The sequence below is a fragment of the Cellvibrio mixtus subsp. mixtus J3-8 genome (assembly GCF_000766945.1).
Classification (GTDB): domain Bacteria; phylum Pseudomonadota; class Gammaproteobacteria; order Pseudomonadales; family Cellvibrionaceae; genus Cellvibrio; species Cellvibrio mixtus_A.
Map to the genome: position 1 here is coordinate 603,535 of NZ_KN266207.1, position 24,956 is coordinate 628,490.

At 45.3% G+C, this 24,956-nt stretch carries 22 protein-coding genes; 11 read left to right on the forward strand and 11 right to left on the reverse strand.

All coding sequences use genetic code 11. The features are described from left to right. Positions 1-4 precede the first annotated feature (4 nt). A complete protein-coding gene (locus A596_RS07605; protein ID WP_039913516.1) occupies positions 5-3,118 on the forward strand; it encodes an efflux RND transporter permease subunit in 3,114 nt (1,037 codons plus the stop codon). 111 nt (positions 3,119-3,229) lie between these two features. On the opposite strand, the gene A596_RS07610 is transcribed toward A596_RS07605, so the two are convergent. Both A596_RS07610 and A596_RS07615 read right to left on the reverse strand, forming a co-directional pair. Beyond that, positions 3,230-4,027: a hypothetical protein gene (locus tag A596_RS07610; RefSeq protein WP_039913517.1), complete on the reverse strand. Its 798-nt coding sequence runs from the start codon at positions 4,025-4,027 to the stop codon at positions 3,230-3,232. Between the two features lie 71 nt (positions 4,028-4,098). After that, a complete protein-coding gene (locus tag A596_RS07615) occupies positions 4,099-5,481 on the reverse strand; it encodes a carbohydrate-binding protein (protein WP_235425642.1) in 1,383 nt (460 codons plus the stop codon). Between the two features lie 130 nt (positions 5,482-5,611). Here A596_RS07615 and A596_RS07620 point away from each other — a divergent pair, with 130 nt between their 5' ends. Further along, on the forward strand, positions 5,612-5,890 hold the full coding sequence (locus tag A596_RS07620) for a hypothetical protein (RefSeq protein ID WP_039913518.1): 279 nt from the start codon (positions 5,612-5,614) through the stop codon (positions 5,888-5,890). A 139-nt stretch (positions 5,891-6,029) separates the two neighbouring features. Here A596_RS07620 and A596_RS07625 read toward each other — a convergent pair whose 3' ends face one another. Beyond that, positions 6,030-7,757: a proline--tRNA ligase gene (locus A596_RS07625; RefSeq protein WP_039913519.1), complete on the reverse strand. Its 1,728-nt coding sequence runs from the start codon at positions 7,755-7,757 to the stop codon at positions 6,030-6,032. A gap of 146 nt (positions 7,758-7,903) precedes the next feature. Between A596_RS07625 and A596_RS07630 the strand changes: the two genes are divergently transcribed. Continuing rightward, on the forward strand, positions 7,904-8,326 hold the full coding sequence (locus tag A596_RS07630; protein ID WP_039913520.1) for an HIT domain-containing protein: 423 nt from the start codon (positions 7,904-7,906) through the stop codon (positions 8,324-8,326). Positions 8,327-8,403: 77 nt separating this feature from the next. Here the strand turns inward: A596_RS07630 and A596_RS07635 are convergent, their stop codons facing one another. The 8 genes from A596_RS07635 to A596_RS07670 form a co-directional block, all read right to left on the reverse strand. After that, a complete protein-coding gene (locus A596_RS07635; RefSeq protein WP_039913521.1) occupies positions 8,404-8,886 on the reverse strand; it encodes an HU family DNA-binding protein in 483 nt (160 codons plus the stop codon). A 347-nt stretch (positions 8,887-9,233) separates the two neighbouring features. Further along, entirely contained in the window at positions 9,234-9,734 is a 501-nt protein-coding gene (locus A596_RS07640; RefSeq protein ID WP_039913522.1) for a DUF7931 domain-containing protein, read from the reverse strand. 4 nt (positions 9,735-9,738) lie between these two features. Then, complete coding sequence (locus A596_RS07645; protein WP_039913524.1) at positions 9,739-10,182, reverse strand: GNAT family N-acetyltransferase; 444 nt, start codon at positions 10,180-10,182, stop codon at positions 9,739-9,741. Between the two features lie 63 nt (positions 10,183-10,245). Further along, positions 10,246-11,400 (reverse strand): cupin domain-containing protein, encoded by a 1,155-nt coding sequence (locus A596_RS07650; RefSeq protein ID WP_039913526.1) that lies wholly within the window; start codon positions 11,398-11,400, stop codon positions 10,246-10,248. Positions 11,401-11,568: 168 nt separating this feature from the next. Further along, on the reverse strand, positions 11,569-12,948 hold the full coding sequence (gene purB, locus A596_RS07655) for an adenylosuccinate lyase (RefSeq protein WP_039913527.1): 1,380 nt from the start codon (positions 12,946-12,948) through the stop codon (positions 11,569-11,571). Positions 12,949-12,998: 50 nt separating this feature from the next. Continuing rightward, on the reverse strand, positions 12,999-13,622 hold the full coding sequence (gene hflD, locus A596_RS07660; RefSeq protein WP_039913528.1) for a high frequency lysogenization protein HflD: 624 nt from the start codon (positions 13,620-13,622) through the stop codon (positions 12,999-13,001). 50 nt (positions 13,623-13,672) lie between these two features. Next, positions 13,673-14,791, reverse strand: a complete 1,119-nt coding sequence (gene mnmA, locus A596_RS07665; protein WP_039913529.1) for a tRNA 2-thiouridine(34) synthase MnmA — start codon at positions 14,789-14,791, stop codon at positions 13,673-13,675. 89 nt (positions 14,792-14,880) lie between these two features. Further along, on the reverse strand, positions 14,881-15,318 hold the full coding sequence (locus tag A596_RS07670) for an NUDIX hydrolase (RefSeq protein ID WP_039913530.1): 438 nt from the start codon (positions 15,316-15,318) through the stop codon (positions 14,881-14,883). Between the two features lie 459 nt (positions 15,319-15,777). Here A596_RS07670 and A596_RS23725 point away from each other — a divergent pair, with 459 nt between their 5' ends. From A596_RS23725 to A596_RS07710, 8 genes are all read left to right on the forward strand, one after another. Then, positions 15,778-15,906: a hypothetical protein gene (locus A596_RS23725; RefSeq protein WP_268745680.1), complete on the forward strand. Its 129-nt coding sequence runs from the start codon at positions 15,778-15,780 to the stop codon at positions 15,904-15,906. Positions 15,907-15,968: 62 nt separating this feature from the next. After that, a complete protein-coding gene (locus A596_RS07680; protein ID WP_039913531.1) occupies positions 15,969-16,856 on the forward strand; it encodes a hypothetical protein in 888 nt (295 codons plus the stop codon). An 89-nt stretch (positions 16,857-16,945) separates the two neighbouring features. After that, positions 16,946-17,404, forward strand: a complete 459-nt coding sequence (locus tag A596_RS07685; RefSeq protein ID WP_039913533.1) for a hypothetical protein — start codon at positions 16,946-16,948, stop codon at positions 17,402-17,404. Positions 17,405-17,454: 50 nt separating this feature from the next. Continuing rightward, positions 17,455-18,501 carry a hypothetical protein gene (locus tag A596_RS07690; protein ID WP_039913534.1) on the forward strand — a complete coding sequence of 349 codons (1,047 nt, stop codon included), beginning with the start codon at positions 17,455-17,457 and terminating at the stop codon, positions 18,499-18,501. A gap of 25 nt (positions 18,502-18,526) precedes the next feature. Next, positions 18,527-19,636, forward strand: a complete 1,110-nt coding sequence (locus tag A596_RS07695) for a hypothetical protein (protein WP_039913535.1) — start codon at positions 18,527-18,529, stop codon at positions 19,634-19,636. A gap of 175 nt (positions 19,637-19,811) precedes the next feature. After that, the gene (locus A596_RS07700; protein WP_039913537.1) at positions 19,812-20,249 is read left to right on the forward strand and encodes a hypothetical protein; all 438 of its coding nucleotides are present in this window, start codon (positions 19,812-19,814) and stop codon (positions 20,247-20,249) included. A gap of 387 nt (positions 20,250-20,636) precedes the next feature. Further along, positions 20,637-21,761, forward strand: a complete 1,125-nt coding sequence (locus A596_RS07705; RefSeq protein ID WP_052417334.1) for an efflux RND transporter periplasmic adaptor subunit — start codon at positions 20,637-20,639, stop codon at positions 21,759-21,761. Positions 21,762-21,855: 94 nt separating this feature from the next. Next, entirely contained in the window at positions 21,856-24,933 is a 3,078-nt protein-coding gene (locus tag A596_RS07710; RefSeq protein ID WP_039913538.1) for an efflux RND transporter permease subunit, read from the forward strand. Positions 24,934-24,956: the final 23 nt, after the last annotated feature.

Genomic DNA, 24,956 nt, shown 5'->3' on the forward strand with positions numbered 1-24,956 from the left:
TGCCATGATGCTCTCGGATATTTCCATCAAGCGACCGGTGTTTGCATCGGTAGTGTCCATTCTGTTAGTTGCGTTCGGGTTGGTTGCGTTTGATCGTTTAACCCTGCGTGAATACCCCAATATCGATCCGCCAGTGGTTTCGGTGACCACGGTTTATCCGGGCGCGGCCTCAACAACAGTAGAAACACGCATTACCAAAGTTATTGAAGATCGCATCTCCGGTGTTGAAGGTATTCAATATATTGAATCGACCAGTGAAAACGGCCGCTCGAATATTGTGGTGCAATTTGATGTCGGCTACAGCATTGATTCAGCTGCAAATGATATTCGCGATCGCGTCGCACGCGCATCCACCAGCTTGCCGGAAGAAGCTGAAATGCCTGAAGTACAAAAAATAAGTTCTGATGAGGATGTCATTATCTGGTTCAACCTGGAAGGTGATGACATGACGATGCCGGAACTGACTGATTATGCGCAGCGGTATTTAGTGGATCGTTTTTCAGTTATTAACGGGGTAGCGCGTATACGCATCGGTGGCGAGCAACGCTATGCAATGCGTATTTGGCTGGATCGCCGCGAACTTGCTGCGCGCAATCTCACTGTGAATGATGTAGAAACCGCATTGCGTGCTGAAAATATTGAATTGCCTGCGGGCAGTATTGAATCGCTGGAACGGCAATTTACCGTGCGCATGGCGCGCTCGTATCGCTCGGCGGAGGATTTTGGCCAGCTCGTAATAAAACGCGGCGATGATGGTTATTTAATTCGTTTGGGGGACATTGCCAAAGTACAAAAAGGCACCGAGGAAGATCGCAATATATTTCGCGGCAACGGTGTTACCCAGGTGGGCATCGGGATTATCAAACAATCCACCGCCAACACCATGGATGTGGCGCGCGGTGTAAAAGCAGAGCGTGATCGCGTTAATGCAACCTTGCCGAAAGGTATGCGCATTGAAAACAGTTTTGATAGTTCGGTGTTTGTAGAGCGGGCAATCCATGAGGTCTACATCACGCTTGGTGTTGCACTGGTATTGGTGGTGCTGGTGATTTATTTATTCCTCGGAAGTGTGCGGGCCATGCTGGTGCCTGCGGTTGCTGTGCCGGTATCGATTATTGCTACATTTACCGTGTTGGCCACGCTGGGATTTTCAGTCAACTTGCTGACGTTGCTGGCACTGGTGCTGGCGATTGGTTTGGTGGTGGATGATGCGATTGTTGTGCTCGAAAATATCATGCGCCATATTCATGAAAAAAATAAAAGTCCGTTGCTAGCGGCATATGATGGAACCCGCGAAGTAGGGTTCGCGGTGGTTGCAACCACCCTGGTATTGATTGCCATTTTTATCCCTATCGTATTTTTGAAGGGGGATATCGGCAGATTGTTTTCCGAGTTTGCCATCACCATGGCTGCCGCTGTTGGATTTTCGGCGATAGTCGCATTGACGCTCTCGCCGATGTTGGCTTCCAAAATTTTGCAGCATCACGAACATAAAAACCGTTTCATCCAAAAAGTCGATAACACGATGTTGCGTTTGCGCGATAACTACAAAAAAGTTATCCGCAAATGTTTGCTGCATTCAAAAATCCTCGTGGTGATATTCGCCGCGTTATTGGGCTGTGCGGTATTTCTCAGTATGTTTATTCCTTCTGAATATGCACCGCGTGAAGACCGCGGTAATTTTTCAGTAATGGTTAACGGCCCGGAAGGCGCCAGCTATGCCTACATGGAAAAATATATGGCAGAAGTTGAGCGCCGCATGATGAAGTATGTGGATTCCGGTGAAATTTCCCGGTTGATGTTGCGTGCGCCCGGTTTCGGTACGGCAGAAAGTTTTAACAGCGGTCAGGTGATGGCGGTGTTGAGTGACTGGAGTGTGCGGCGCAATGGTTTTGAAATAATGGAGGAAATACGGCGCGATCTGGCAGATCTTCCCGGTGTTACTGCATCCCCGGTTATGCGCCAGGGGTTTGGTTCGCGCACGCAAAAGCCCGTGCAATTTGTAATTGGCGGCGGCACTTATGAAGAGTTGGCTTCGTGGCGCGATACCTTGTTGGCCGAAATCGCAAAAAACAATCCGGGCTTAACGGGAATTGATTGGGATTACAAAGAAACCAAGCCGCAAATTGAAGTAGTGATTGATACCAATCGCGCAGCTGACCTGGGTGTGAGTGTCAATAACATTGGCCGTACACTGGAGGCGATGCTCGGGTCGCGCAGGGCGACAACTTATATTGATGATGGTGAGGAATACGATGTTATTTTGCAGGGGGAGCGCCATGAGCAACGCACGACAACCAGTTTGCAAAATATGTATGTGCGCTCGGCAAACTCCGGTGAATTAATTCCACTTGCTAATCTGGTGACGCTGAAAGAAGTAGCGGATGCAAGCCGATTGAATCGTTACAACCGCATACGCGCCATCACTATTGAGGCGAATCTTGCGGATAATCTTTCATTAGGTGATGCATTGGATCATTTGAATGGATTGGTGCGCGAGCATTTGCCGCCCACAGCGATTGTGGATTACAAAGGAATGTCGCGCGATTATCAAACTGCCGGAAGCTCGGTAATGTTTATTTTCCTGTTAGGAATATTAATTACCTTCCTGGTTCTCGCCGCGCAATTTGAAAGCTATGTGCATCCGTTTGTAATTATGTTGACTGTGCCGCTCGCGATACTGGGGGGAATGCTTGGTTTGTTTGTGACGGGAAACAGCTTCAATTTATATTCACAAATCGGGTTAATTATGCTGATTGGCCTGGCGGCAAAGAACGGAATTTTAATTGTCGAATTTGCCAACCAATTGCGGGATCGCGGTGTCGAATTTACCGAGGCACTACTTGAAGCCGCTTCTGCGCGCCTGCGCCCCATTTTAATGACCAGCCTTACGGCAGTTGCCGGTGCCTTGCCGTTGGTTATTTCATCGGGGGCTGGTGCCGAGACACGTTTTGTGATTGGTATTGTGGTTATCTTCGGAGTATTGGTTGCCACGTTATTAACGCTTTTTTTCGTCCCTGTTGCCTACAGTTTATTAGCACGAAAAACCGGATCACCGGGTGATGTTGAGCGTGAGTTACTACAGCAACAAGCAGGCTATTCAAATAAGGACAATTAAAAAATCTCAAATGAATAGGCTGCCGTTCAAAGGTAAAGGACGGGCATGTTTATCCAATGCACTGTTTACCGGTAGTAAAGTAGTCCGGCACACCCCGGACTACTTTACTAATCAATGCGGGTGTTGATGTGAATCGCGCGTATGGGCATAGTTTGGATCAACATCTGCCGGATGAATTGCATCGCTCACTTTGGGATCCGCTTTAAATAATAATTGGCTGGATGCAACCCAGCCGTTATTGCCATGTGCTTGCAAAACATAATGACCATCGGGTGTATCCAATCCGCCAACGGTTAATGTTTCCCCGCGGGTAAAACTCACCGAATATTTTTGCCCATCCTCACCCTGGATGTGACCATACCAACTGATGCTGTTGTAATCATGTTTTTCTACGTTGTCGATAATAACTTCGTAGTCTTTCGCATTTTCTGCTACGCGCACATTGATCGCATCACCCGGCATTAGCGTTTCAATTTTTACCGTATCCAGGTGGATAAATTGGCGGCCATCCGTTAACTCTTCCAGTTTTAGTGGTAAATTGGCCGGTGTTTTTTCTGCCGGGCTCCAGGAGGTATCGCGTGCAACGGCGGCGGCTACTTCTTCGGGGGAATAATCTAATCCCGGGCGACGCTGTTTGATGCTATCCATTCTTGCTTGCAGTTCAGGGCCAACCATCGCAGAAAGCGATGAGCTGGCATTTGAGGTAGTATTGCCAGATGTCACGGGAATATCCTGTTCAATATTATTATTTGCTGCGAGTGGTTTTGTGGTTGTGTTTGCTGCGGATGTTGCTGTGCTGGACGGTGGTGTAACAACTGTTTCGCGTTCAGAACCGTAAAAATAAATAACACCGAAAGCTAACACCGCCGCCGTCAGTGTTTTTAACCAGAAACTTGATTGGGTTTGCATAATTCACGCTCTTTTTTAGTGTTATTAACGAATTCCGGTGCGTCAGAATGCTGCGCACCGGAATTTATTGTTTAGCGTTTAATACGAATCCAGTTGATATTCCAGCCACCGGTTTTTGCAAATACACCAAAATTATAAGTGCCAGCATTGATATTGACGGTGTGGCTGATGGTGGTCCAATTTTGCCAGCCACCCGTCGCAGGAATAGCCAGCTCACCTAACAAAATGGCACCACCATTTAAATCTGCCGACAAACGCCCGCCGCTTGGACTGGCAACGCGATATTCAATGGTGTATGTCCCCGAGGTTGGAATAGTTACATTGCTATAGGCGATCCAGTCATTGGTGTCGATCCAGCCAACATTTTGGCCGCCACCGGTATCAGTGGTCGTTTCAGTTTGTACGCCGCTATTGGCAAAATAATTTTCTGCCTGAATAAGGGTATTAAAGCCGCTGGCACTCACCACAATTGAGCTGGCGGAATCGTTAAATCCTTCATCAACCAAACAGGAATCGTCGCCGGTTTTGATGATGGAATTCCCGGCAAAATTATCGTGCTGATACAGTGTGATGCTGTAACCTGATTGCACACGCAACGATGACACATCATCGTTAAGAATTCCTTTTGCGAGCAATTGCGACAAGGTGTAACTACCGGGGGTAAGGGCAACGTTGTAGCCACCGTAATTACAATGCTGCGCAACCTGCACCGGGCCAGAAGAACCGGCAGTAGGGCGGAAAGCGGCAATTTCATCGCGCACATTGTGAATTGCCAATGCGCCGTAGGCTTCATTGGTTTGGCCAACCGGGATTCCGCAGGGTAGTCCGCGGCAGGTTAAATTCGGATTGGAAAAACGATTAACGCGTGTGGTATTGAAAACGCCTTCGTAAGCCATGATGTCGACGAATACGTTATCAACGCCGTAACCGACACCGTAACGGAAGCGGGCACCGGATTGATCGCCTTGTTTGCGCGAGTGATTCAAACCCATGTTATGGCCCAGCTCATGGGCCATAACAATAGGGCCGCAACCGGGCGCAGTAACGTTCCAGGTCCAGTTTTTATCGACGGCAACATAACCCACACCGCAAGCGCCTTTTTCATGGAGCTGGGATACGAAGTCCGCTCCCAGTTGATCGCGCAATGCAATCGCCGCGCTATTAACCCGTAAATTGCCGAGCACCGCGCCCATATCGGCACCGGTTTGTTCCATAGGCCGTACACCAACCAGGCGCAATTGCACATCAATCTGGCTGTCGGCATAAGCGGCATTCATTTGATTGACCCAACTATTCATCGCTGTTTGCGGGTCGCCGCCAAAATAATTCCTGGTGTAGTTATCGTAGAGAACCAGCAGGTCGACGGTTGCTGCCTGCACATTGCCTGCCATTGCAAAACTGCCGAGCCCCAGCAGCAGTAATTGTTTTGCTTTAGTAGCGATACCTGATTTCATTGCATTCCTCTCATTTATTGTGTGTGGAGTGTTATCAATGCGGTGGTTCCACCTGACAATCGCCCATTTGATTGTTTATCGGGTGAAATCCTGTTGTTCATAGGCATATTTATTTTTTATCTAGCGAAAAATGCTTACCAAACAACCCGCCAAACTTAACATTGAAGGGAAAAATGCCTTTGTAATGTGCATCACAGCGTTGAAAAGGTGCCAGTTAAAAATAAAAGTGGGAATTTGGGCGATGGGAAAATCAATTCTTGATGGGTATGCCAGTTTGCAAACTGGGACATTTCAGTGGGAAACAGACGCGGTGTTGCCGGAACTCGAACTTTTTTTGGCGCATGCCGGGCGTGGTTTCGGTGATGGAAAAAAGTCGAACATGATTTCATTAATAACGAATCAGGATTAATGACGAAGCCGGGTTTGATCAGTAGCAAATTAAAATGTATGTGATCTTGCAAGTATTTTTTGAGGGTGCACAGGGAGAGTGGACAATTACAGTTGCAACAATTGCAACTGTAATTGCCAGTAGTAACCGCGAAGGGTTGTTAGCGTTGGATTCGGCTTACCAGGAAAGAAACGATATCGTTTACAGCAATTTCCTGTTTTTCTGCATCGCGGCGACCTTTATATTCAATAGTACCTGCTTCCAGGCCGCGATCGCCAACCACGATACGGTGTGGAATACCCATAAGATCCGTGTCGGCAAGCATGCCACCAAGGCGTGCTTTTTCGTCATCCATAAACAACACATCCAAACCGGCGGTGGTTAATGCGTTATACAGTTCTTCACTTTTACGCGCGACAGCCGCAGATTTACTGATGTTGATTGGCACAATCGCAACATGGAATGGTGCGATGGCATCTGGCCAGATAATGCCGTTGTCATCAAAGTTTTGCTCGATAGCAGAAGCAACAACGCGCGTAACACCGATACCATAGCAACCCATAATCATGGTTTGCTCCTTGCCATTTTCATCCAGCACCCTGGCTTTCATGGCTTCGGAATATTTGGTTCCCAGTTGGAAAATATGGCCAACTTCGATACCGCGTTTAATTTCCAACGTGCCCTTACCACAGGGACTTGCATCACCGGTAACTACATTGCGGATATCCGCAACTAATGTGAGTTGTGCATCGCGTGCCCAGTTCACACCGGTCAAGTGGAAACCATCTTTGTTTGCGCCGCAAACAAAATCGGCGAGATGCGCCGCAGAATGATCAACAATCACCGGGATAGTTAAACCGACCGGGCCAATAGAGCCGATGCCAACGCCCAATTCAGCTTTGATACGCGCTTCTGGCGCAAGGGTGAGTGGCGATGCAACACCGGTTAATTTCTCGGCTTTGATTTCATTCAGTTCATGATCGCCACGCAGGACCAGTGCCACCAATGGCTGGGTTTTGTCGTCGCGCACTTCACCCAAAACAATCAGGGTTTTAACAGTTTGTTGCGGGCTCACATTCAGGAAGCTGGCCACCTCAGTAATCGAATGCTTACCGGGCGTCGCCACTTCCTGTACGACATGCTGTGCGGCAGGGCGTGGTGTTGAAGGTGGTAATGCTTCGGCTTTTTCGATATTTGCTGCGTAATCGCTACCGTTACTGAAGGCGATATCATCTTCACCGCTTTCTGCCAGCACATGGAATTCATGGGAGAAGGCGCCACCGATTGAACCGGTATCGGCCAATACCGGGCGGAATTGCAAACCCAGGCGAGTAAAGATACTGCAGTAGGTTGCGTGCATCACATCATAGGTTTGCTGCAAGGATTCGTGGCTGGTATGGAAAGAGTAGGCGTCTTTCATAATAAATTCGCGCGAGCGCATTACGCCAAAGCGCGGGCGAATTTCATCGCGGAATTTGGTTTGGATCTGATAAAAATTCAACGGCAATTGCTTGTAGCTTTTGATCTCGTTGCGAATCAAATCGGTGATGACTTCTTCATGGGTTGGGCCCAGGCAGAAAGGGCGGTCATGGCGATCATTGATACGCAATAATTCTGGGCCATATTGTTGCCAGCGACCGGATTCTTCCCAGAGTTCGGCGGGTTGTACTACCGGCATCAATACTTCCAGGGCACCGGATTTATCCATTTCCTCACGCACGATATTTTCTACTTTGCGCAATACCCGTAAACCCAATGGCAGCCAGTTATACAGGCCGGAGGCCATCTTGCGGATCATGCCCGCACGTAACATCAACTGATGGCTGATTACTTCCGCGTCGGAAGGAGTTTCTTTGAGGGTGGCAATTAAATATCGGCTGGAACGCATAATGATGGCTTCTTGATAGCTATAATGGTTGAAAGCCGCCTATTCTACGGCGGTTAATGATATTGGTATAGCACTGCGAAAGTGAATTTCAGTGGTGTTTTCAGATCCGGTATCAGCATGTTTGTGTTAACTAAAAGGATAATCCCATGTTTGAATTACATCCGCGCCTCGCCCAGGATTCTGTCGTTATTGGAGAGTTTGAACTCTCGCTCTTGTTACTCAGTCGCGATGCCAATTATCCCTGGTGTATCCTCGTCCCCAAACGCGAAGATATTTATGAAATCCACCATTTAAGTGAGGAAGAACAACTGCAGCTGATACGTGAATCCTGTCGCTTGTCAGAAGTGATGACCAGTTTGTTCGACGCTGACAAAATGAATGTAGCGGCCCTGGGGAATGTAGTGCGCCAATTGCATGTCCATCATATTGCGCGTTTTACTGATGATCCCGCGTGGCCACAACCGATTTGGGGCAAGTTACCCGCCGGGGAATACTCTGGGGAAGACTTTGCCGAGCGCATCAAGCGTTTGCAGAACGCCCTGGTTGGAGAAGGATTTACGGTTTTATAGATGCCACAATAAAAACCACCTTGATAAAAAAACCCGCACAGCGCGGGTTTTTTTTAGTGCTTGAATCGCTACTTTAATTACACGGCGAATTCTTTCAACTTTTTCAGCGGGCGCACTTTTACCGAGGTGCTGGCTGGTTTGGCTTTGAAAGTAACTTCTTCGCCAGTGAATGGGTTAATACCCTTACGTGCTTTGGTCGCTGGTTTTTTAACGGTAGTGATTTTTAGCAGGCCTGGCAGAACGAATTCACCGATACCTTTCTTCTTGATATGACCTTCAATAACATTGGTCAACTCGTCCAATACAGCTTGAACCTGCTTTTTGCTCAACTCGGTAGCATCAGCAATTTGTTGCAAAATTTGAGTTTTGTTTTGACGCTCGGCAATTGGTTTGACAACGGCTGGAGCTGCTTTTACCGCTGGCGCTTTTTTAGCAGCAGCTTTAGGTGCAGCAACTTTTTTCGCGGCAGCTTTAGGCGCAGCTTTAGCAGCAGGAGCTTTTTTAGCAGCAGCAGCTTTAGGGGCGGCAGCTTTGGGAGCAGCAGGTTTTTTGGCAGCCATAATGGATTCCTTATGATTCTTGAATGTTGATTAAGGTTATCTTTTAAACAAAAGACTCTCGTGTAAAACATTTACCTAGCCTGGATGTCCGGAAGAACATCCGCGTAACCAGCAAGATGAATTTCAATTGTCAGTGATAGCTCAACATTCAATTTTTATCCATTACTTGCTGATCCGCATTCGAAAACCCCTGTATTTACAGGCTAAAACAGCACTGAATACGGATTGACGCTATATATATAGGATAAAAAATGAATCGGCAACAAAGAATAGCCTTTTTTCGGCGCTAAAAGCGCTTTTTTTTAAGGCTGTGACCTTAAACAGGGGTTTTTAGGAATCTGCAGGCGTTAAATATAGAGCAGCTGAAATTCAGGCTCTGGTTCAGCATACTGCCAGAGATAATTGAATTCCTCACGCAATGGCTTCAGTTCACGCGCAGCATTGTTGTTAAAGAAGCCCCGATAAGCTGCATCATTATTTTTATACAGGAGTTTATCGGTATCACCCAATATAAAAGCCATGTCTTTATTGTTTGGTTCAACGGTCATTTTCCGCACAAGAATTTTTGCTGTGAGTTTTTGTGCGAGGCGAATCAGCAGGTGGCCTGACTCAATTGCAGGTCTGGTGTCTTTGATCAATATTTGGATGTGGGTGTGACGACTTGAGCGGGAGAATGCAGAAATTGCGTCAACAAAATCAGGTGTGCCATACAGTAAAGCGTCAAGGTCCTTGGAAAGGATAGCTAAAGTACGGCGATTTTGTTTAATGAGCATCGATGAGTAATGGCAAAAGTCTTCAAGGCCATCCAGCAGCCACAGGTTTTCACTTGCCTTGCTTTGTTCCGCCATGGAGTTACTCCTTTGCTTGCCAATACATAGTGATATGAGGAATGCCTGCATCCATAAATTCATCGCCCCGGGCAACAAATCCCAAACGCTCATAAAAAGTGCGGCGTTCGATTTGCGCGTGCAGGTAAATAGGATAGGGTGCGGCTTTTGAACAATAGTTCAAAATAAACTCCATTAGTTCTCGTCCAATACCCGCAGCACGAAATGGTTTTAAGATGGCTACACGACCTATATGGAAATGTTTTTGATGATTTAATTCATCAATGAGCAGGCGAGCACAACCTATGGGTTGGTGCTCATTGTGAACCTGGAAATGAATTGCTGTTTCATCCAACCCATCCCATTCGTCTTCAATGGGGACTTGCTGTTCTTCTATAAACACTTCAGCGCGGATTGTTGATAATTGGCGGGAATTGGTTTGCCAGTCAGTGATTGTTATTGTGTGCATGATGTATTCCCGTATCAGGAAGGATGGATAGCGCGTGTGCTATACCCATCCTGGGGATGCTATTTACTCATCAACTAAAAGTGTTTCCTGGTTAATTAATTGAGTAATAGCCGCACGATTAACGGGATCTTGTACTAACGTTTTTAATTCCCGCCAGCTGATTTCCACTTCTTTGCAAACTAATTCGGCTAATTCACGTGTGCAGCAAATAGCTTCTCCATCAGCAAACAGCAGGGTGCCTTTTTCATCGCTATGGAAAGCAATGCGGGCTGATGGATGCCGCCAGAGGAGTTCTCCATCGGCTAATGCAGATTGCCATTCATCAGCATCTATTTCCAGCGGCTCTTCTTGAGTTTGCTCCAGATATTTGCGCTCAGTCATGAATTTACCGAACCACAACGCAATATTTTCCTGCGTCAAATGTTGCAAAACAATGTTGCGCACTTGCTCAAGCGCTTTTGCATTAATTTCACCGGGATTATCTTGCAAGGTTAAATCCGGATCGGAGTAACGCAAATCATCCGCAATGGATAATGCAATGTCCTGGCCTATCTCGGAAATAATATCAGCGTGGCTGGGTGCGCGAAAACCAATAGAGTAGGTCATGCAATCATTACCTTGCGCATTGCCCCAATGCGCGATGCCCGGTGGGATATAAAGCATGTCGCCGGGCTCGAGCACCCACTCATCAGTCGTGTGGAATTCGCTCAGGATTTTAAGGCGCGTGCCTTCAACTCGTGGTGAATTGCTATCGCACATTTGTCCAATTTTCCAATGGCGTTTGCCCAGGCCTTGCAATAAAAATACATCGTAATAATCAAAGTGCGGGCCTACACCACCTTTGTCGGGAGCGTAACTAATCATCAGGTCGTCGAGGCGCCAGTTGGGAATGAAGCGAAAATAATCCAGCAATTGATTTACCTCAGGCACCCATTGGTCAACAGCTTGTACTAATAAAGTCCAATGGGTTTCCGGTAATTTTTCAAATGTCTTTTCATCAAAAGGCCCATTGCGCAATTCCCAGGGAGTAGTGCCATTTTCTAACACAATGCGCGATTCCACTTCTTCTTCCAGCGCAAGGCCCGCGAGTTCATCTGGCGCAAGCGGTGACTCAAAACCGGGAAACGCATTGCGAATCAGCAATGGTTTTTTTTGCCAGTAATCGCGCAGGAATTCTTCAATTGGCATATCGCCGAGATGAGTCAGTGGTGTTGTCATTTGTTGCACCTGAAAATTAATGTAGGTTGGGCAGCCATGCCCAACACAAGCTATGTACGTAAAATAATTTGGTAACGGACAGGTTGCTCATTGCTGCCTATATCGCTGGCCCAACCGCACTTGCAATGCATCAATAAAATCAAGGGCTCATTCGAGCCCTTGATTTATTTAAATCGCTTTCGCTTGCTCTATTGCATTGCCAATGTAATTGGCCGGCGTTAAATCACGCATGGTTTGTTTGGCGTGTTCAGGAATATCCAGCGTTTCCACGAAAGCCGCTAACACTTCACGGGTAATAGTCTGGCCACGGGTGAGAGCTTTTAATTTCTCGTAAGGCTCGGGCACATCGTAGCGGCGCATAATGGTTTGAATGGGTTCAGCCAGAACTTCCCAGGAATTATCCAGGTCTTCCGCAAGGCGTGCCCGGTTAATTTCCAGTTTGCTCATGCCTTTTAAGGTCGATGCATAAGCAATCAGGCTGTAACCAAAACCAACTCCCATATTGCGCAGTACGGTGGAGTCAGTCAGGTCACGCTGCCAGCGGGAAATTGGTAACTTTTGTGCGAGGTGGGTGAAGATTGCATTGGCAATGCCCAGGTTACCTTCGGAGTTTTCAAAATCGATCGGGTTAACTTTGTGCGGCATTGTGGATGAACCCACTTCGCCGGCAATAGTTTTTTGTTTGAAATAACCGAGAGAGATATAACCCCAAACATCGCGGTCAAAATCGATCACGATGGTATTGAAGCGGGCAATTGCATCAAACAGTTCAGCGATATAATCGTGTGGTTCAATTTGTGTGGTGTACGGGTTCCAGCTCAGGCCCAGGCTTTCTACAAATTCTTTAGCATTGGTTTGCCAATCTACTTGGGGGTACGCGGATAAATGTGCATTGTAGTTTCCTACTGCACCGTTGATTTTCCCCAGCAGTTCTACATCTTTTACTGCTTTCAATTGGCGACGCAAACGCGCGGCAACGTTGGCCATTTCTTTACCTACAGTGGTAGGTGAAGCAGTTTGGCCGTGTGTGCGTGACAGCATTGAGTCCGCAGCGTAATCGTGCGCAAGTTTTACAATGCCGTCGATGATTGCTTCTGCATCTTTAATGAAAACCTTGCGACCTTCACGCAACATCAATGCGTGGGAGAGATTGTTGATATCTTCTGATGTACAAGCGAAATGAACAAACTCCAAAACGGCTTCCAGTTCAGCATTACCTTTGAATTTGTTTTTCAGGAAATATTCAACGGCTTTTACATCGTGGTTGGTGGTACGTTCAATATCTTTAACTGCCTGTGCATCGGCTTCATTGAAATTGTTGACAATGGAGTCGAGCAGGGCGTTGGTGCCCTCACTAAATGCAGGTACTTCCGGAACACCGGAGTGACGGCTGAGTTGTTGCAGCCAACGCACCTCTACTTCAACGCGGAAACGGATCAGGCCAAATTCGCTGAATATGCTGCGCAATGCAATGGTTTTGCTGCCATAGCGGCCATCCACCGGGGAAACCGCATTGAGTGCTGAAAGGGTATTGAAAGAGTTATCCATTGTGTTTCTCAACAAAAAAGAAAAATTAAAAGAAAGATAATTAAAAATTTTTAAATGCGGCGCAGTAAATCGTCTACCTGACGGGCGATGTCTTTACGATTAAAAAGCAACTGCCAACGATTGCCACCGACTTGCCGCCATAGAATCGCAGAGCGGATTGATGCTAGCAGGAGCGCACGAATCTGATTGGCGATACGTTGTTGTTGCAAATAATTGTAGTCACCGTTCACCTGAATGCGAAAACGAAAGGTACTGATTGTTTCGCTGTAAAGCGTGCCTAAATTGGCAATCACATTGTCGTGTGTAGATGAAAAATGCTGTGCTTGCTGGTTAACTTGTTCAAGGCGGGTAGCAATCACATTCAGCATATCCCGGCGACCCGCCAGTTTTTTCTGTAAATGGAGCACGCCTAGCCCATAGCGCAGGGTCTCTCGATGCTTTTGTGAGTTAGGCTTTAGCAGCTCCCTCATAACTTCTAACCCTGTCCGCAGGTTTTCAAGTTTGCCGCCGTAGACATCCAGTGTACTGGGAGGGTTGAGATCCAGCATGGATTCGATGCTGCATTTAAGTACTTCGGGTTGCACATAACCGGTTTTGGCTATTTGCTCAACCAATGCTGCACTTTGGAATACGCCTGCGAGGGCGAGGGTAATGTCTTGCCAATTTTTGCTCACGCGATCTCTCTCATGCTTAAAACAGATTTGAACAAATAACGACAGCCAGGTTAGCGATTGTCGGTAGATTCGATGACGGCGCCGCCCAGGCAAATATCATCCTGATAAAACACCACTGATTGCCCCGGCGTAACGGCGCGTTGGGGTTGATCGAAGATGACGTCCAGTGTGCCATCAGCCAGGATTTTTACGAGGCAATCCTGATCTGGCTGGCGATAACGGGTTTTTGCGGTGCATCTCACCTCATGTGAGGGCGAAATACCATTAATCCAATGGGCCTGTTGGGCAATTAGATGATTGGTAAATAGAAGGGGGTGGTCCGTACCCTGCACAACCACCAAAACATTGCGGGTCAGATCCTTTTGCGCGACAAACCAGGGTTCCTCATTGGCACCTTTCACACCGCCAATACCCAAGCCCTGGCGTTGGCCAATCGTATGGTACATCAGGCCGGTATGCTCACCGATTACTTTGCCATCGGGGGTTTGTATCTCACCTGGCTGGGCTGGCAGGTATTGTTGCAGGAAGTCCTTGAAGCGGCGCTCGCCGATAAAGCAGATGCCGGTACTGTCCTTTTTGTTGTGGGTAATAAGTCCATGTTCTTCTGCAATGCGACGGACCTCAGGCTTTTCCAGCTCACCAACCGGAAAGAGGGTATGGGCAAATTCGTTTTCACCCACTGCATGGAGGAAATAACTTTGGTCTTTGTTGGGGTCAAGTCCCTTTAGAAGATAGGTTTTACCATCGCGATCTGCGCGACGTACATAGTGGCCAGTGGCAATAAGCTCGCCGCCCAACATGCGCGCATACTCCATAAATACCTTGAATTTGATTTCGCGATTGCAAAGTATATCGGGGTTGGGTGTGCGTCCGGCTTTGTACTCGTCAAGGAAGTGTTCAAAAACATTGTCCCAGTATTCAGCAGCAAAGTTGGCTGTGTGCAGCTTTATGCCTATACGGTCACAAACCATTTGTGCATCGGCCAGGTCAGCCTTGGCCGTACAATATTCGGTGCCGTCATCTTCATCCCAGTTCTTCATAAACAGGCCTTCGACCTGATAACCCTGTTGTTTTAGCAAAAGCGCTGATACAGAGGAATCCACACCACCAGACATGCCCACAATAACGCGAGCACCGGCTGAAACTACAGGTTTGGAAGATTGAGTCATAAGGAAATGGCAGCAGTTCAGAAAAAGAGGCGGGCATTTTACCCGCCTGCGCCGGCCACTGCCACTGCCACCTCAATGGTGGATAAGGTTTAACCTACAACATTCAGGGGGAAGCGGCGGCCAGCCCGGTAGTCCTCAATAATCTGCAAGGTCATGGGGCTGCGCAGTTGGTCTTTGCGCTCCAGTAACTCTTCATATGTCAACCAAACAGCTTCAATAATGCCGGTATCCAATGGGCGATTTGCATCATGATTTAACGCTTCTGCAATAAAGGTGGTTCGAAAATAAGTAATACCATTACTTGGTGCTGTGTAGAGATTTACACCGACAACCCCTGTTAATTGAACTTTCCATCCTGTTTCTTCCAATGTTTCGCGAACAGCTGCTTCATGCAATGTTTCATCAGGATCTAAATGGCCTGCCGGTTGGTTGTAAACTTTTTTTCCATCAGATTCTTCATACACCATTAAAAAGCAATTATCGCGTTCAACAATAGTGGCGACTGTTACGTGGGGTGCCCAGGTCATAATTCATCTCTTGTCGGGGTGTGGGTTCAAATAAAATATGTTTTTTCACGAATAGAAAAATTAAATTTTTTATTCGATTAGACTTGTCAAATACAAAATTGTGCGATTTTGTTCGCAAAATTATAAATGGTTATAAAGTGGAAGATGAATTGATTTTTTTTATATGGATAATGTGTCGTGCAAACAGACGAAGGGAATCGCTCAATGCTACATCCCTCCTATTCTGATCTATGTTTGCAGATCTGTCGATTTTAAAAACTATCTTTCTATTTTCACCCTCTCATTTGTAGGGATTAAAAATACAGGAGTTTTCCATGAAAAATATTGCTATGAAGAATAAAGTTCTGGGTCAGGGAATGACTGAATACATCATTATCGTTGCGCTGATTGCTATTGCGGCAATTGGGGTATTCAAGTTTTTTTGGTGAAACTGCTCGTAATCAAATGGGTGGTATGGCTATGGAGCTTGGAGGCAAGGACGGTGGTGATGCAATCAAAGAAGCTGGAAACGCAGCTGATGCAGCAAAAGAAGAAGCTGAAAAAGATTTGGGTAGTTACAACGATGGGAATACCAAGACCGCAAAATAATTAAAATGTGCTAAATAGCTGCTAAATCAACTCCGATTTATTGGATATTTTTGGTGAATGCTATGGATGGTTTTTATATGACGTTTAAAAAATATCAAAAAGGCCAAGCAATTGTTTATTTAATTGCTTTTATTGGTGTTATATCACTAGCTGTAGCCTACGCATTGAATTCCTTTGAAGTAGTTAACGAAAAAACACGTCTGCAGAATACTGTTGATGCTGCTTATAGCGTTGCTATGGTAGAAGCTAAAGACCTCAATTTCAAAGCCTATACAAATCGTGCAATGGTGGCCAATCAGGTTGCTATTGCGCAGGCTGTTAGTGTTGTGTCATGGATTAGATTTCTCGAACTTTCTACTGAGCGAATTGCGGATATCACCAGTTGGATTCCTGTTGTTGGTGCAATTACTTCTGCGATTCATGCTGCTGTTGAGGCTGGTAAAGAAGGCCTTGAACCTGCAATGCAAGGGATGGCAACTTTATTAGATGCCTGGATCACCATTCTGGAAAAAGCACAGTTTTGTATGCATGCAGCAACTCTGGTTGTTGCTGATGAAACCCTTAAAGACATTGTTAACAAAAATGATCCTGATGTGGATACTTCGATTTCGCTAAGTGATGTTTATTTAGTGAGTGAGTTTGCAAACAAACATAATAGTTTTACCGGTCGTTATGATCCTGACGTTGTTCGAAAAAAATCGGGTGGTATAAAAAACTATAATCGCAATAAAGCCAGAATGGATAGTTTTCGCTCTATTACTATGAATTCTGTAGATGGATTTTTTCAGCGACGCGATGATGATATTCCAGCGATACCTAAAGTAAATCTGTTGGTATTTCAAGCAGAGCTGCGTAGAGGAGGCGCAACCTCACTTGTAGGAGAAGGGTCGCACGCGCAATACGGAAGCTGGATTGCTATGGATACTCTGTCAGTGAATACGCGCACTTGAAATTCCTTCATCAAATAAAGATTTTTATGATTCAAATGAGGCTATGAAAGAGTTGGCCAAAAAATATAATGTAGAGGTGATTTTTTTAGATGAGTAACTTTATTGATTTTTTAGCCATATTAGAGCGAGTAAAGTTTTCTGAGCGCTATGGGAAAATTTGTGATGAACACAGTAATTTCTCCGAAAGCATGTCCGGCAGTGATAAAAATAAATTTTTAGAAATTCTAAAAGAGTTTGATTCTGAAGTTAAATACGTGGCGAAGGAAAAAATATTTTTTTGTCAATCTGACTTTGACTGCTTTCTATTGAGAATTGGATTTGTTTTAAAGGATGGAATTGTTGAGGCTTTTATTTTTTTAATTAAAGATGATAACTGGCTTTTTTATGGTAGATTTGATGGTGTTGCTAAAAAAATTTTTGCTGATTTTAAGGCGAAAGTTAATGTTCCTATGTATTCAAATTATTACGAGCTTAAGTGTATCATCGGTGATTTATTTGAGATATTTTTTGATATTAAGGCGGAAATAACTCAAGAAATAAGTAATTAACTAGTTATAGTTCGATATTGTGCTTTCTTAATTTTAAATTTGGAGTGTTTATGCAATTTTCAAAAAAAGGATTTTCATCCTTGCTTGTGATGATTTCAGCTTTATCCGCATGTGGCGGCAGTGGAAGCAGTAGTTCGGGGGACGATGGAGGAGTTGGGATGGGCGGTGCGACAATTGCAAAATCCTCTTCTTCATCAACCAGTTTCAGCAGTTCCTCTTCCTTTTTCTCATCATCTTCTGTGACTGTAGCTGTTAAAACTATTGCGAAAGATGCATTTTTCGATCGTTATGGTTTTTATCCGGGTATGTACAAATTACATTTGGCTGCTGTGGGAAACTTTGAAGAGAGTACAATTGATGCTCGTATTGTTATGAATGAGGTTTGGGTAAAGGAATATGGAAGCTGGTCATTTAATCCTGTAATCGATTGGTGCGGAGATCCATCAATAAACGCTTTTGTAAGTGAGAATGTGGTGCAGGGAGATTTGCCTCGCGGTCAATTCTTTATTGGTAATCCTGTATTTGTTGGTGATGATGCTAAATACGATTATCTTTATTTTAACGCTAGTCCGGCCAATCCAAAAATAATTAAAGGTGCCCGCTATTCTCCCCAGGCAGAAGCTATGCAAGCGATCACTCTCACTTGGGATTCTTCGGAGTTGAATTACTCAGGTGGTATGGCAGATTTTAAAACATCTCATGAAAAGCTTCCTAAAGTTGAATCTACATCCATTTGCCATAGCTCTCGCAAGATGAAAGATCTTGAGTCAGGCAAAGTCTCCTGGATAGAGCATCACGGATATATTTTGCCGATGCGTGAACAGGAAGATGGAGGCATAGCTATCTCTACACTTGGCCGATATTTGGCAGAGTTTAAGGTAAGCGCTAATTTTGAAGCTGCGGCCTTAGGTTATAAAGAGCATGCAATTTGGATTAGGTTATGGGGTTCAACCAGTGGTGAGTGGAAGGAAGCCGATTCCGAGGGCGGAGATGTGGATACCGTTGATGGTTTGGAATTTACATTTGATGTTGCAGACCCTGAAGATGATATTTTTGTGGCGGGTTCTATGTTGTTATTGGATAAATCTGGCGAATAAGTCGCCTACTTCATAAGAGTTAATCATGAAAAAATACATAATTTTATCATTTGTTGGATTAGGGCTTGTTGGTTGCGCAACAAAAAAAGAAACCGTCGATACAACGCCTAAAAATCCAACAGTTGTTTTAACCGCTAATACAGCAATAAGTGGCTATATCTTACCTGATAGCACAGGCACTCAAACCGTTTATACGCGCGGTACTGTGCGTCGTATTGATAACATCTGGAATCGCCAGAGCTGGGTGTCGCGCAAGGTATTGGGAAATGTAAACGAGACACAGATTGGTTTTACCGAGAAGAACTTGAGCTGGCATTTTAACAATCCCAAGAAAACCTATATCGAATGCCCTTTATTTGGTTGCGCTACAAATGTATGGAAACAATTAATTGATGAAGAATCAGACGAAGAAAGTGAAGAAGAAAGTTTTTTTCCTAATACCTCCGCAACTTGTTCATTAACTAGTAAAGCTACATTTGATGTGATTGATAAAAAAAATTCACGTCAGGTTAATGGATTTAATGCAAGCCAGTATCAATTGGTTTGGAATGTAACTAACACTGATGATAAAGGTCGTAAAGACGAGCATAAAATCGTTATGGATTTTTGGATGACCGCTCCTGATGAGGGTATGAAAGATGCATGGAGAATTAATGAGGAATTTCAGAATAATTACCTGAAAGCAGTTGGAGCTAATGATTCTGCATTAGGGCGTTTTTTGGGTGAGCAAGTATATAAACCGTTAGCCGCTATTAGCGGTGACACAGAAAAAAGTAACACAATGAAAGTGTTAAATGGAAAATTGTCGGCGCTCAAAGGATATCCCATCTCCATTAAACTGGAGTGGTATTTGGCGAATGGTAATACTTGCAGCGAGGCGTTGGAAAAGCGTAATGCAAATACTGAGAAAAATAATGAACAAATTGATTTTAAAGATCCCGTTGGTTCTTTAGGTAGTTTGGCGGGCGGGTTTTTGAAGAATAAGGCAAAAACCACAGCATCTAAAAAAGTTGAACGTGACCCTGCCAAGCCATTAATTCGTTTTGTTTATGATGTTACTTCTGTGGGGCTTGAGCAGCGCAACGACAGCATTTTTATGATTCCGTCAGGTTATAAATTAGCCAACAGGGAGTAGGCTAATCCTTTTTGACTGTTGGCTCATGCTTGGATCGGGCTATCGGTTCAAGCTTGGGCCGGTTTAGATAGATATAAAAACTTTTGTCTTCTAAATTATTTCAATTATTAGCCATTGTATTTTATTTTTGTTAGGCTCAGCCCTCTCAAAATTTGGATTACTTATAGGGATATTTATGTATAAAACTGCAATGGTTTTCCATCCTGTATCTTTTGTCGGATTTAATAAAACCCAGCTCATTGAGCGGCATTTACTTTCCTCTGGAATTGTTGGGAGCCGCTTTCGCGCATCATCTGCTTATACGGCGGGCACAGCTTATCGACAGTTTGTTCCAAAGCAGGAAACTATTCAGCGATACCATTATGGGATTGTTCGCATTTATGTGGTTGCTGTGAGTCAGTGGTTGTCTGGTGAAAAGGCTAAAAAGATGGATCATGCCAATCTGGTTGTTGTAGAAGGTGACGCGTTTATCGATTCCAAATTACAGTGTTCAAAATTGTGTGATTTTTTGAAACAAATAACCGGAGATGACTATACCGTTGATCGTGTTCCTGAAATTGGCTGCCTTGGAATTCGAGAGCCGCATGTAGATTATTTAATACTGACTCCCTGAACCTGATTCAGTCTACTGACAGCCCCTGGCATTACCATGTCCATAATGGCCAGGCTATTCCGATGATGAATGTCATGAATTGTTGTTAAGCCTAACAATTTCTTGGATCTGACATTGAAAAGGGAATATCATTCACCAACCGACCAGATGGTCGGCTGGTTTTTTGATAACCAAATCAGCTAATCCTTTATTACACTTTGTGACATTTGTTGATTTTGGTTTTATTTGTGGCTATGCAACAATTTTCCTGCGCTTACTCAATTCAATAAGAGCTGGAATTATGGTTGGGATACCGTTCAAACATACCTTCCCGCCTGTAATGATGCCTGGCCCTTCGATTTAGTTATCTCATCCTTTCAATAGTTTTTCATAAATGGTTCTTCATATATGACTAAGGTGAAATCTTCAATTATTGCCGCTGCCAGTCTGCTTGGGGTTTTTGTAGTGGTTGCCGGAATCAAAGCAACCCAGGTCATGGCTATGATTGAGGCAGGGAAAAATACCCCCGCGCCATCGGAAACCGTGAGTACATTTACAGCAGAGGTTCAACATTGGCCTAATACCTATACCGCAATGGGAACCGTGGAGGCCTCTGAAGGCATCATGATTACCGCAGAAGTGGCGGGTAAGGTAAAACAAATCAACTTTAAGTCCGGCGAGCAAGTTAAAAAAGGCACTGTGATTTTGATACAGGAATCCGGCAATGAACAAGCTCAACTAAATGCCGCTGAAGCCAGGTTACGTTTGGCAAAATCCAATCATGAACGCCTGGTCGAATTGCGTAAGCGCAATACTGTTTCACAAAGTGAGTTGGACACTGCGGTGCAACAAATGGAATCAGCAGAAGGGGACGTAGGCGATTTGCAGGCTACCCTGGAGAAAAAGCTGGTTCGCGCTCCATTCGATGGTCGTCTAGGTATACGCCAAATTGACCTGGGTGAAGATTTGCAAGTCGGCGGTGCTATTGTTTCGTTGCAAGCGACAAACAGCGTGCGTGTAAATTTCCCAGTACCGCAATTTTGGCTGGTACAAATGAATCGTGGTTTACCGGTGGAAGTAAATGTGGGTGACGGTTCTGATGCAACCATGAAAGGCCAAATTACAGCTATTGGTGCAGAGATCAGCACCGCAACCCGCAATGCCATTGTTCAATCGTATTTGAATAATGAGAAGAGCCAACTGATTCCGGGTATGGCTGTTGAGACCAAGGTAACCTTGTCAGATCCTCAGGAAGTCCTTGCTGTTCCTTCAACTGCTGTGATCTACGCCCCCTTTGGAGATACCGTATTTGTTATCGAAAAAGATAAAAAAGCAGGTACTTTCAAAGCGCGCCAACAATTTGTGCGTTTGGGTAAAGCGCGCGGCGATTTCATTGAGATTGTTGATGGTTTGAAGGCCGGTGACGTTGTGGCAAGTGCTGGTGCGTTTAAATTATTAAATGGCCAGACTGTGACGGTAAGCACCAAGCCTGTACCAGAGTACAAATTGGATCCAACTCCGGCCGATAGTTAATCCATTCGTTTTATTGTTCGCTGTTTTATACAAACAGCGAACATTCTAATCAACCGATTAAACACATAAGCCAAAAAGCCAACGAGCCTAACTTATGAAATTTACCGATATTTTTATTAAGCGCCCGGTTCTCTCTATAGTGGTGAGCCTGCTTATTTTGATCCTGGGAATTCAGGCGGGGAGCAATCTGACGGTGCGTCAGTATCCCCGTAGTGATATTTCCGTGATTATCATCAATACCGTTTATGTAGGTGCGAATGCGGAACTGGTGCGAGGATTCATTACAACACCCATTGAGCGTGCTATTGCATCAGCGGGCGGTATTGATTACATCGAGTCCCAAAGTGCTATGGGGATGTCTACCGTAACTGCGCATTTGCGTTTGAACTATGATCCACTCAAAGCCATGACCGAAATTTCGGCCAAGGTGAATCAGGTACGTAATGAGTTACCACCAGAGGCGGAAGTCCCGGCAATTCGAATTGAAGCTGCTGATTCACAATTTGCTGCGGCATATTTGAGTTTCAGTTCAGAAATTCTTGAGCAAAACCAGATTACTGATTTTCTTACCCGTTCAATTCAGCCGCGTTTAACCGCTGTTAATGGCGTACAAAAAGCAGAGGTTCTGGGCGGGCGGACATTTGCAATGCGTATCTGGTTAAAACCGGAACGAATGGCTGCATTGAATGTAACACCTGTTCAAGTGCGTGCGGCATTGCAAGCTAACAATGTACAGGCAGCGGTAGGGCAAACACGCGGCTCCTATACACAAGTTAATTTGCGCGCTGACACGGATTTAAAAAGCGTGGATGAGTTTAAGCAATTAATTATCCGTAATTCTGCTGAAGGTATTATCCGTTTGAGCGATATTGCGGATGTTGCCCTTGGCGCAGAAAATTATGACACGGTCGTTAACTACTCCGGCGATACTGCAGTATTTATGGGGGTTTGGGTTGCACCTAATGCCAACGCATTGGATGTAATGAAGGCTGTTAATAAAGAAATGGACGCAATTAAATCCGAATTGCCCACAGGCCTGTCCGGTACAGTTGCCTACGATTCTACTGAATATATTGATGCGGCAATTCATGAAGTAATTAAAACCCTCACTGAAACTCTGTTAATTATCGTTATTGTAATTTTCCTGTTCCTTGGTTTTAGTCGGTCAGTGATTATTCCTGTGTTAGCAATTCCGCTTTCACTCGTGGGTGCGCTCTTTATTATGCAGGTATGTGGATTCTCGCTGAATTTACTCACTCTGCTTTCTATCGTGCTTTGCGTTGGGTTGGTAGTTGATGATGCGATCGTGATGGTTGAAAACATCGAGCGCCATATCCAGGACGGCATGAAACCATTTCAGGCCGCAATCGTTTCTGCTCGTGAGCTGGCCGGCCCGATTTTAGCGATGACAGTCACGTTGGCTTCAGTGTATATCCCGATTGGTTTACAGGGTGGTTTGATTGGTTCCCTGTTCAGGGAATTTGCAATTACTCTCGCGGGGGCAGTGACTATTTCTGCGATAGTTGCAATTACGCTGTCACCGATGCTGGGTTCGCGTATGTTGAAGGCGCATAAGGGCCTGAATGCGCCATTGGAAAAGCCATTTGAAAATTTCCGTGAATGGTATAAGCGCAAATTAGAAGTGAGCCTGCAGAATCGCGTGGGTGTCTATATTTTCTGGGGCGGCATTACATTGATGTGTTTCCCTCTGTATATGCAGTCTCCCAAAGAGCTTGCACCTACAGAAGACCAGGGGGTTATTTTCGGGATCGTCGATTCCCAGTCGAACTCCACCGTAGATCAATCTTCTTTTTTTGGTAAGCAAGTCAATGAAGCATTTATGAGCTTACCTGAAACTGATTTTACCTTTCAGTTGACAATGCCGACTGGCGGATTCTCTGGCATGGTGGTTAAACCATGGGAAGATCGTGATCGCGATGTGTTCCAGATCATGCCTGAGGTACAACAGAAGCTTGCCGAGATTTCCGGCGTGAAGATTCTGCCAATTACTCCCCCGGCATTACCCGGTGGTGGGCAATTCCCGGTGGAATTTGTTCTGGCTTCTACTGCTGATATCAAAGAGATCTACGAATACGCCTTGAAAGTGCAGGACATCATGATGAAGTCAGGCAAATTCTACTTCCAGACGCTGGATGTAAAAGTAGATCAGCCGGACTACAAGTTGAGTATCGATAGGGAAAAAGTTGCCGACCTTGGTTTGGATCTGCAAACCGTTACCAATGATGTAGGTACTTTGCTTGGCGGCGGTTGGGTAAATCGTTTCAACATGGCCGGACAAAGCTACAAAGTGATTCCACAAGTGAAGCGTGTTGAGCGTTTAAATGCAGATGACCTGGCAAGCTTGTATGTTACCGGTCCGGATGGTGGTTTGATTCGCCTGGATCAGGTTGCGAGCATCACGCATTCTACCGAGCCGCGCACGATCAACCGGATGCAGCAATTGAATGCGGTAAAAATCAGTGGTGTTCCTGGCGTGCCCTTGGGAGAAGCATTGGCTTTCCTGGAAGGGGAAGTGCGTCAGATCCTGCCCAAAAGCTACACTATTGATTACACCGGTGAGTCGCGTCAGTTGAAGCGTGAGGGTAATACGTTCCTGCCTGCATTTATTATGGCGATTGTAATGATCTTCCTGGTGTTGGCAGCACAATACAACAGCTTCCGCGATCCATTGGTAATTCTAGCTGGTTCCGTACCTTTGGCGATGTTTGGTGCGCTCTTGTTTACGTTCTGGAAAATACCGATGCCGATTCCGTTCTTCACTGATGGTTTTACCAGTACCTTGAATATTTATTCACAAGTGGGATTGGTGACCTTGATGGGATTGATTGCCCGTAACGGAATCCTGGTGGTGGAGTTTGCCAATAAATTGCAAGAGCAGGGCATGGCCAAGCTGGAAGCTATTCGTGAAGCATCAGCGTTACGTTTACGTCCGGTAATGATGACGAGCGTGGCAACTATTGCAGGTCATACACCATTGATCTTTGCATCAGGCGCCGGTGCAGAAGCGCGTAACTCAATTGGTATTGTATTGGTACTTGGTATGACGATTGGTACTTTCTTTACTCTGTTTGTGTTGCCTTCTGTGTACATGTTGCTTGCTAAAGATCACCAGCATGATCGTGAGGATCTGGAGCAATTGGCGGAAGCCTGATAGTAGTTCGGGGGCAACTGGTT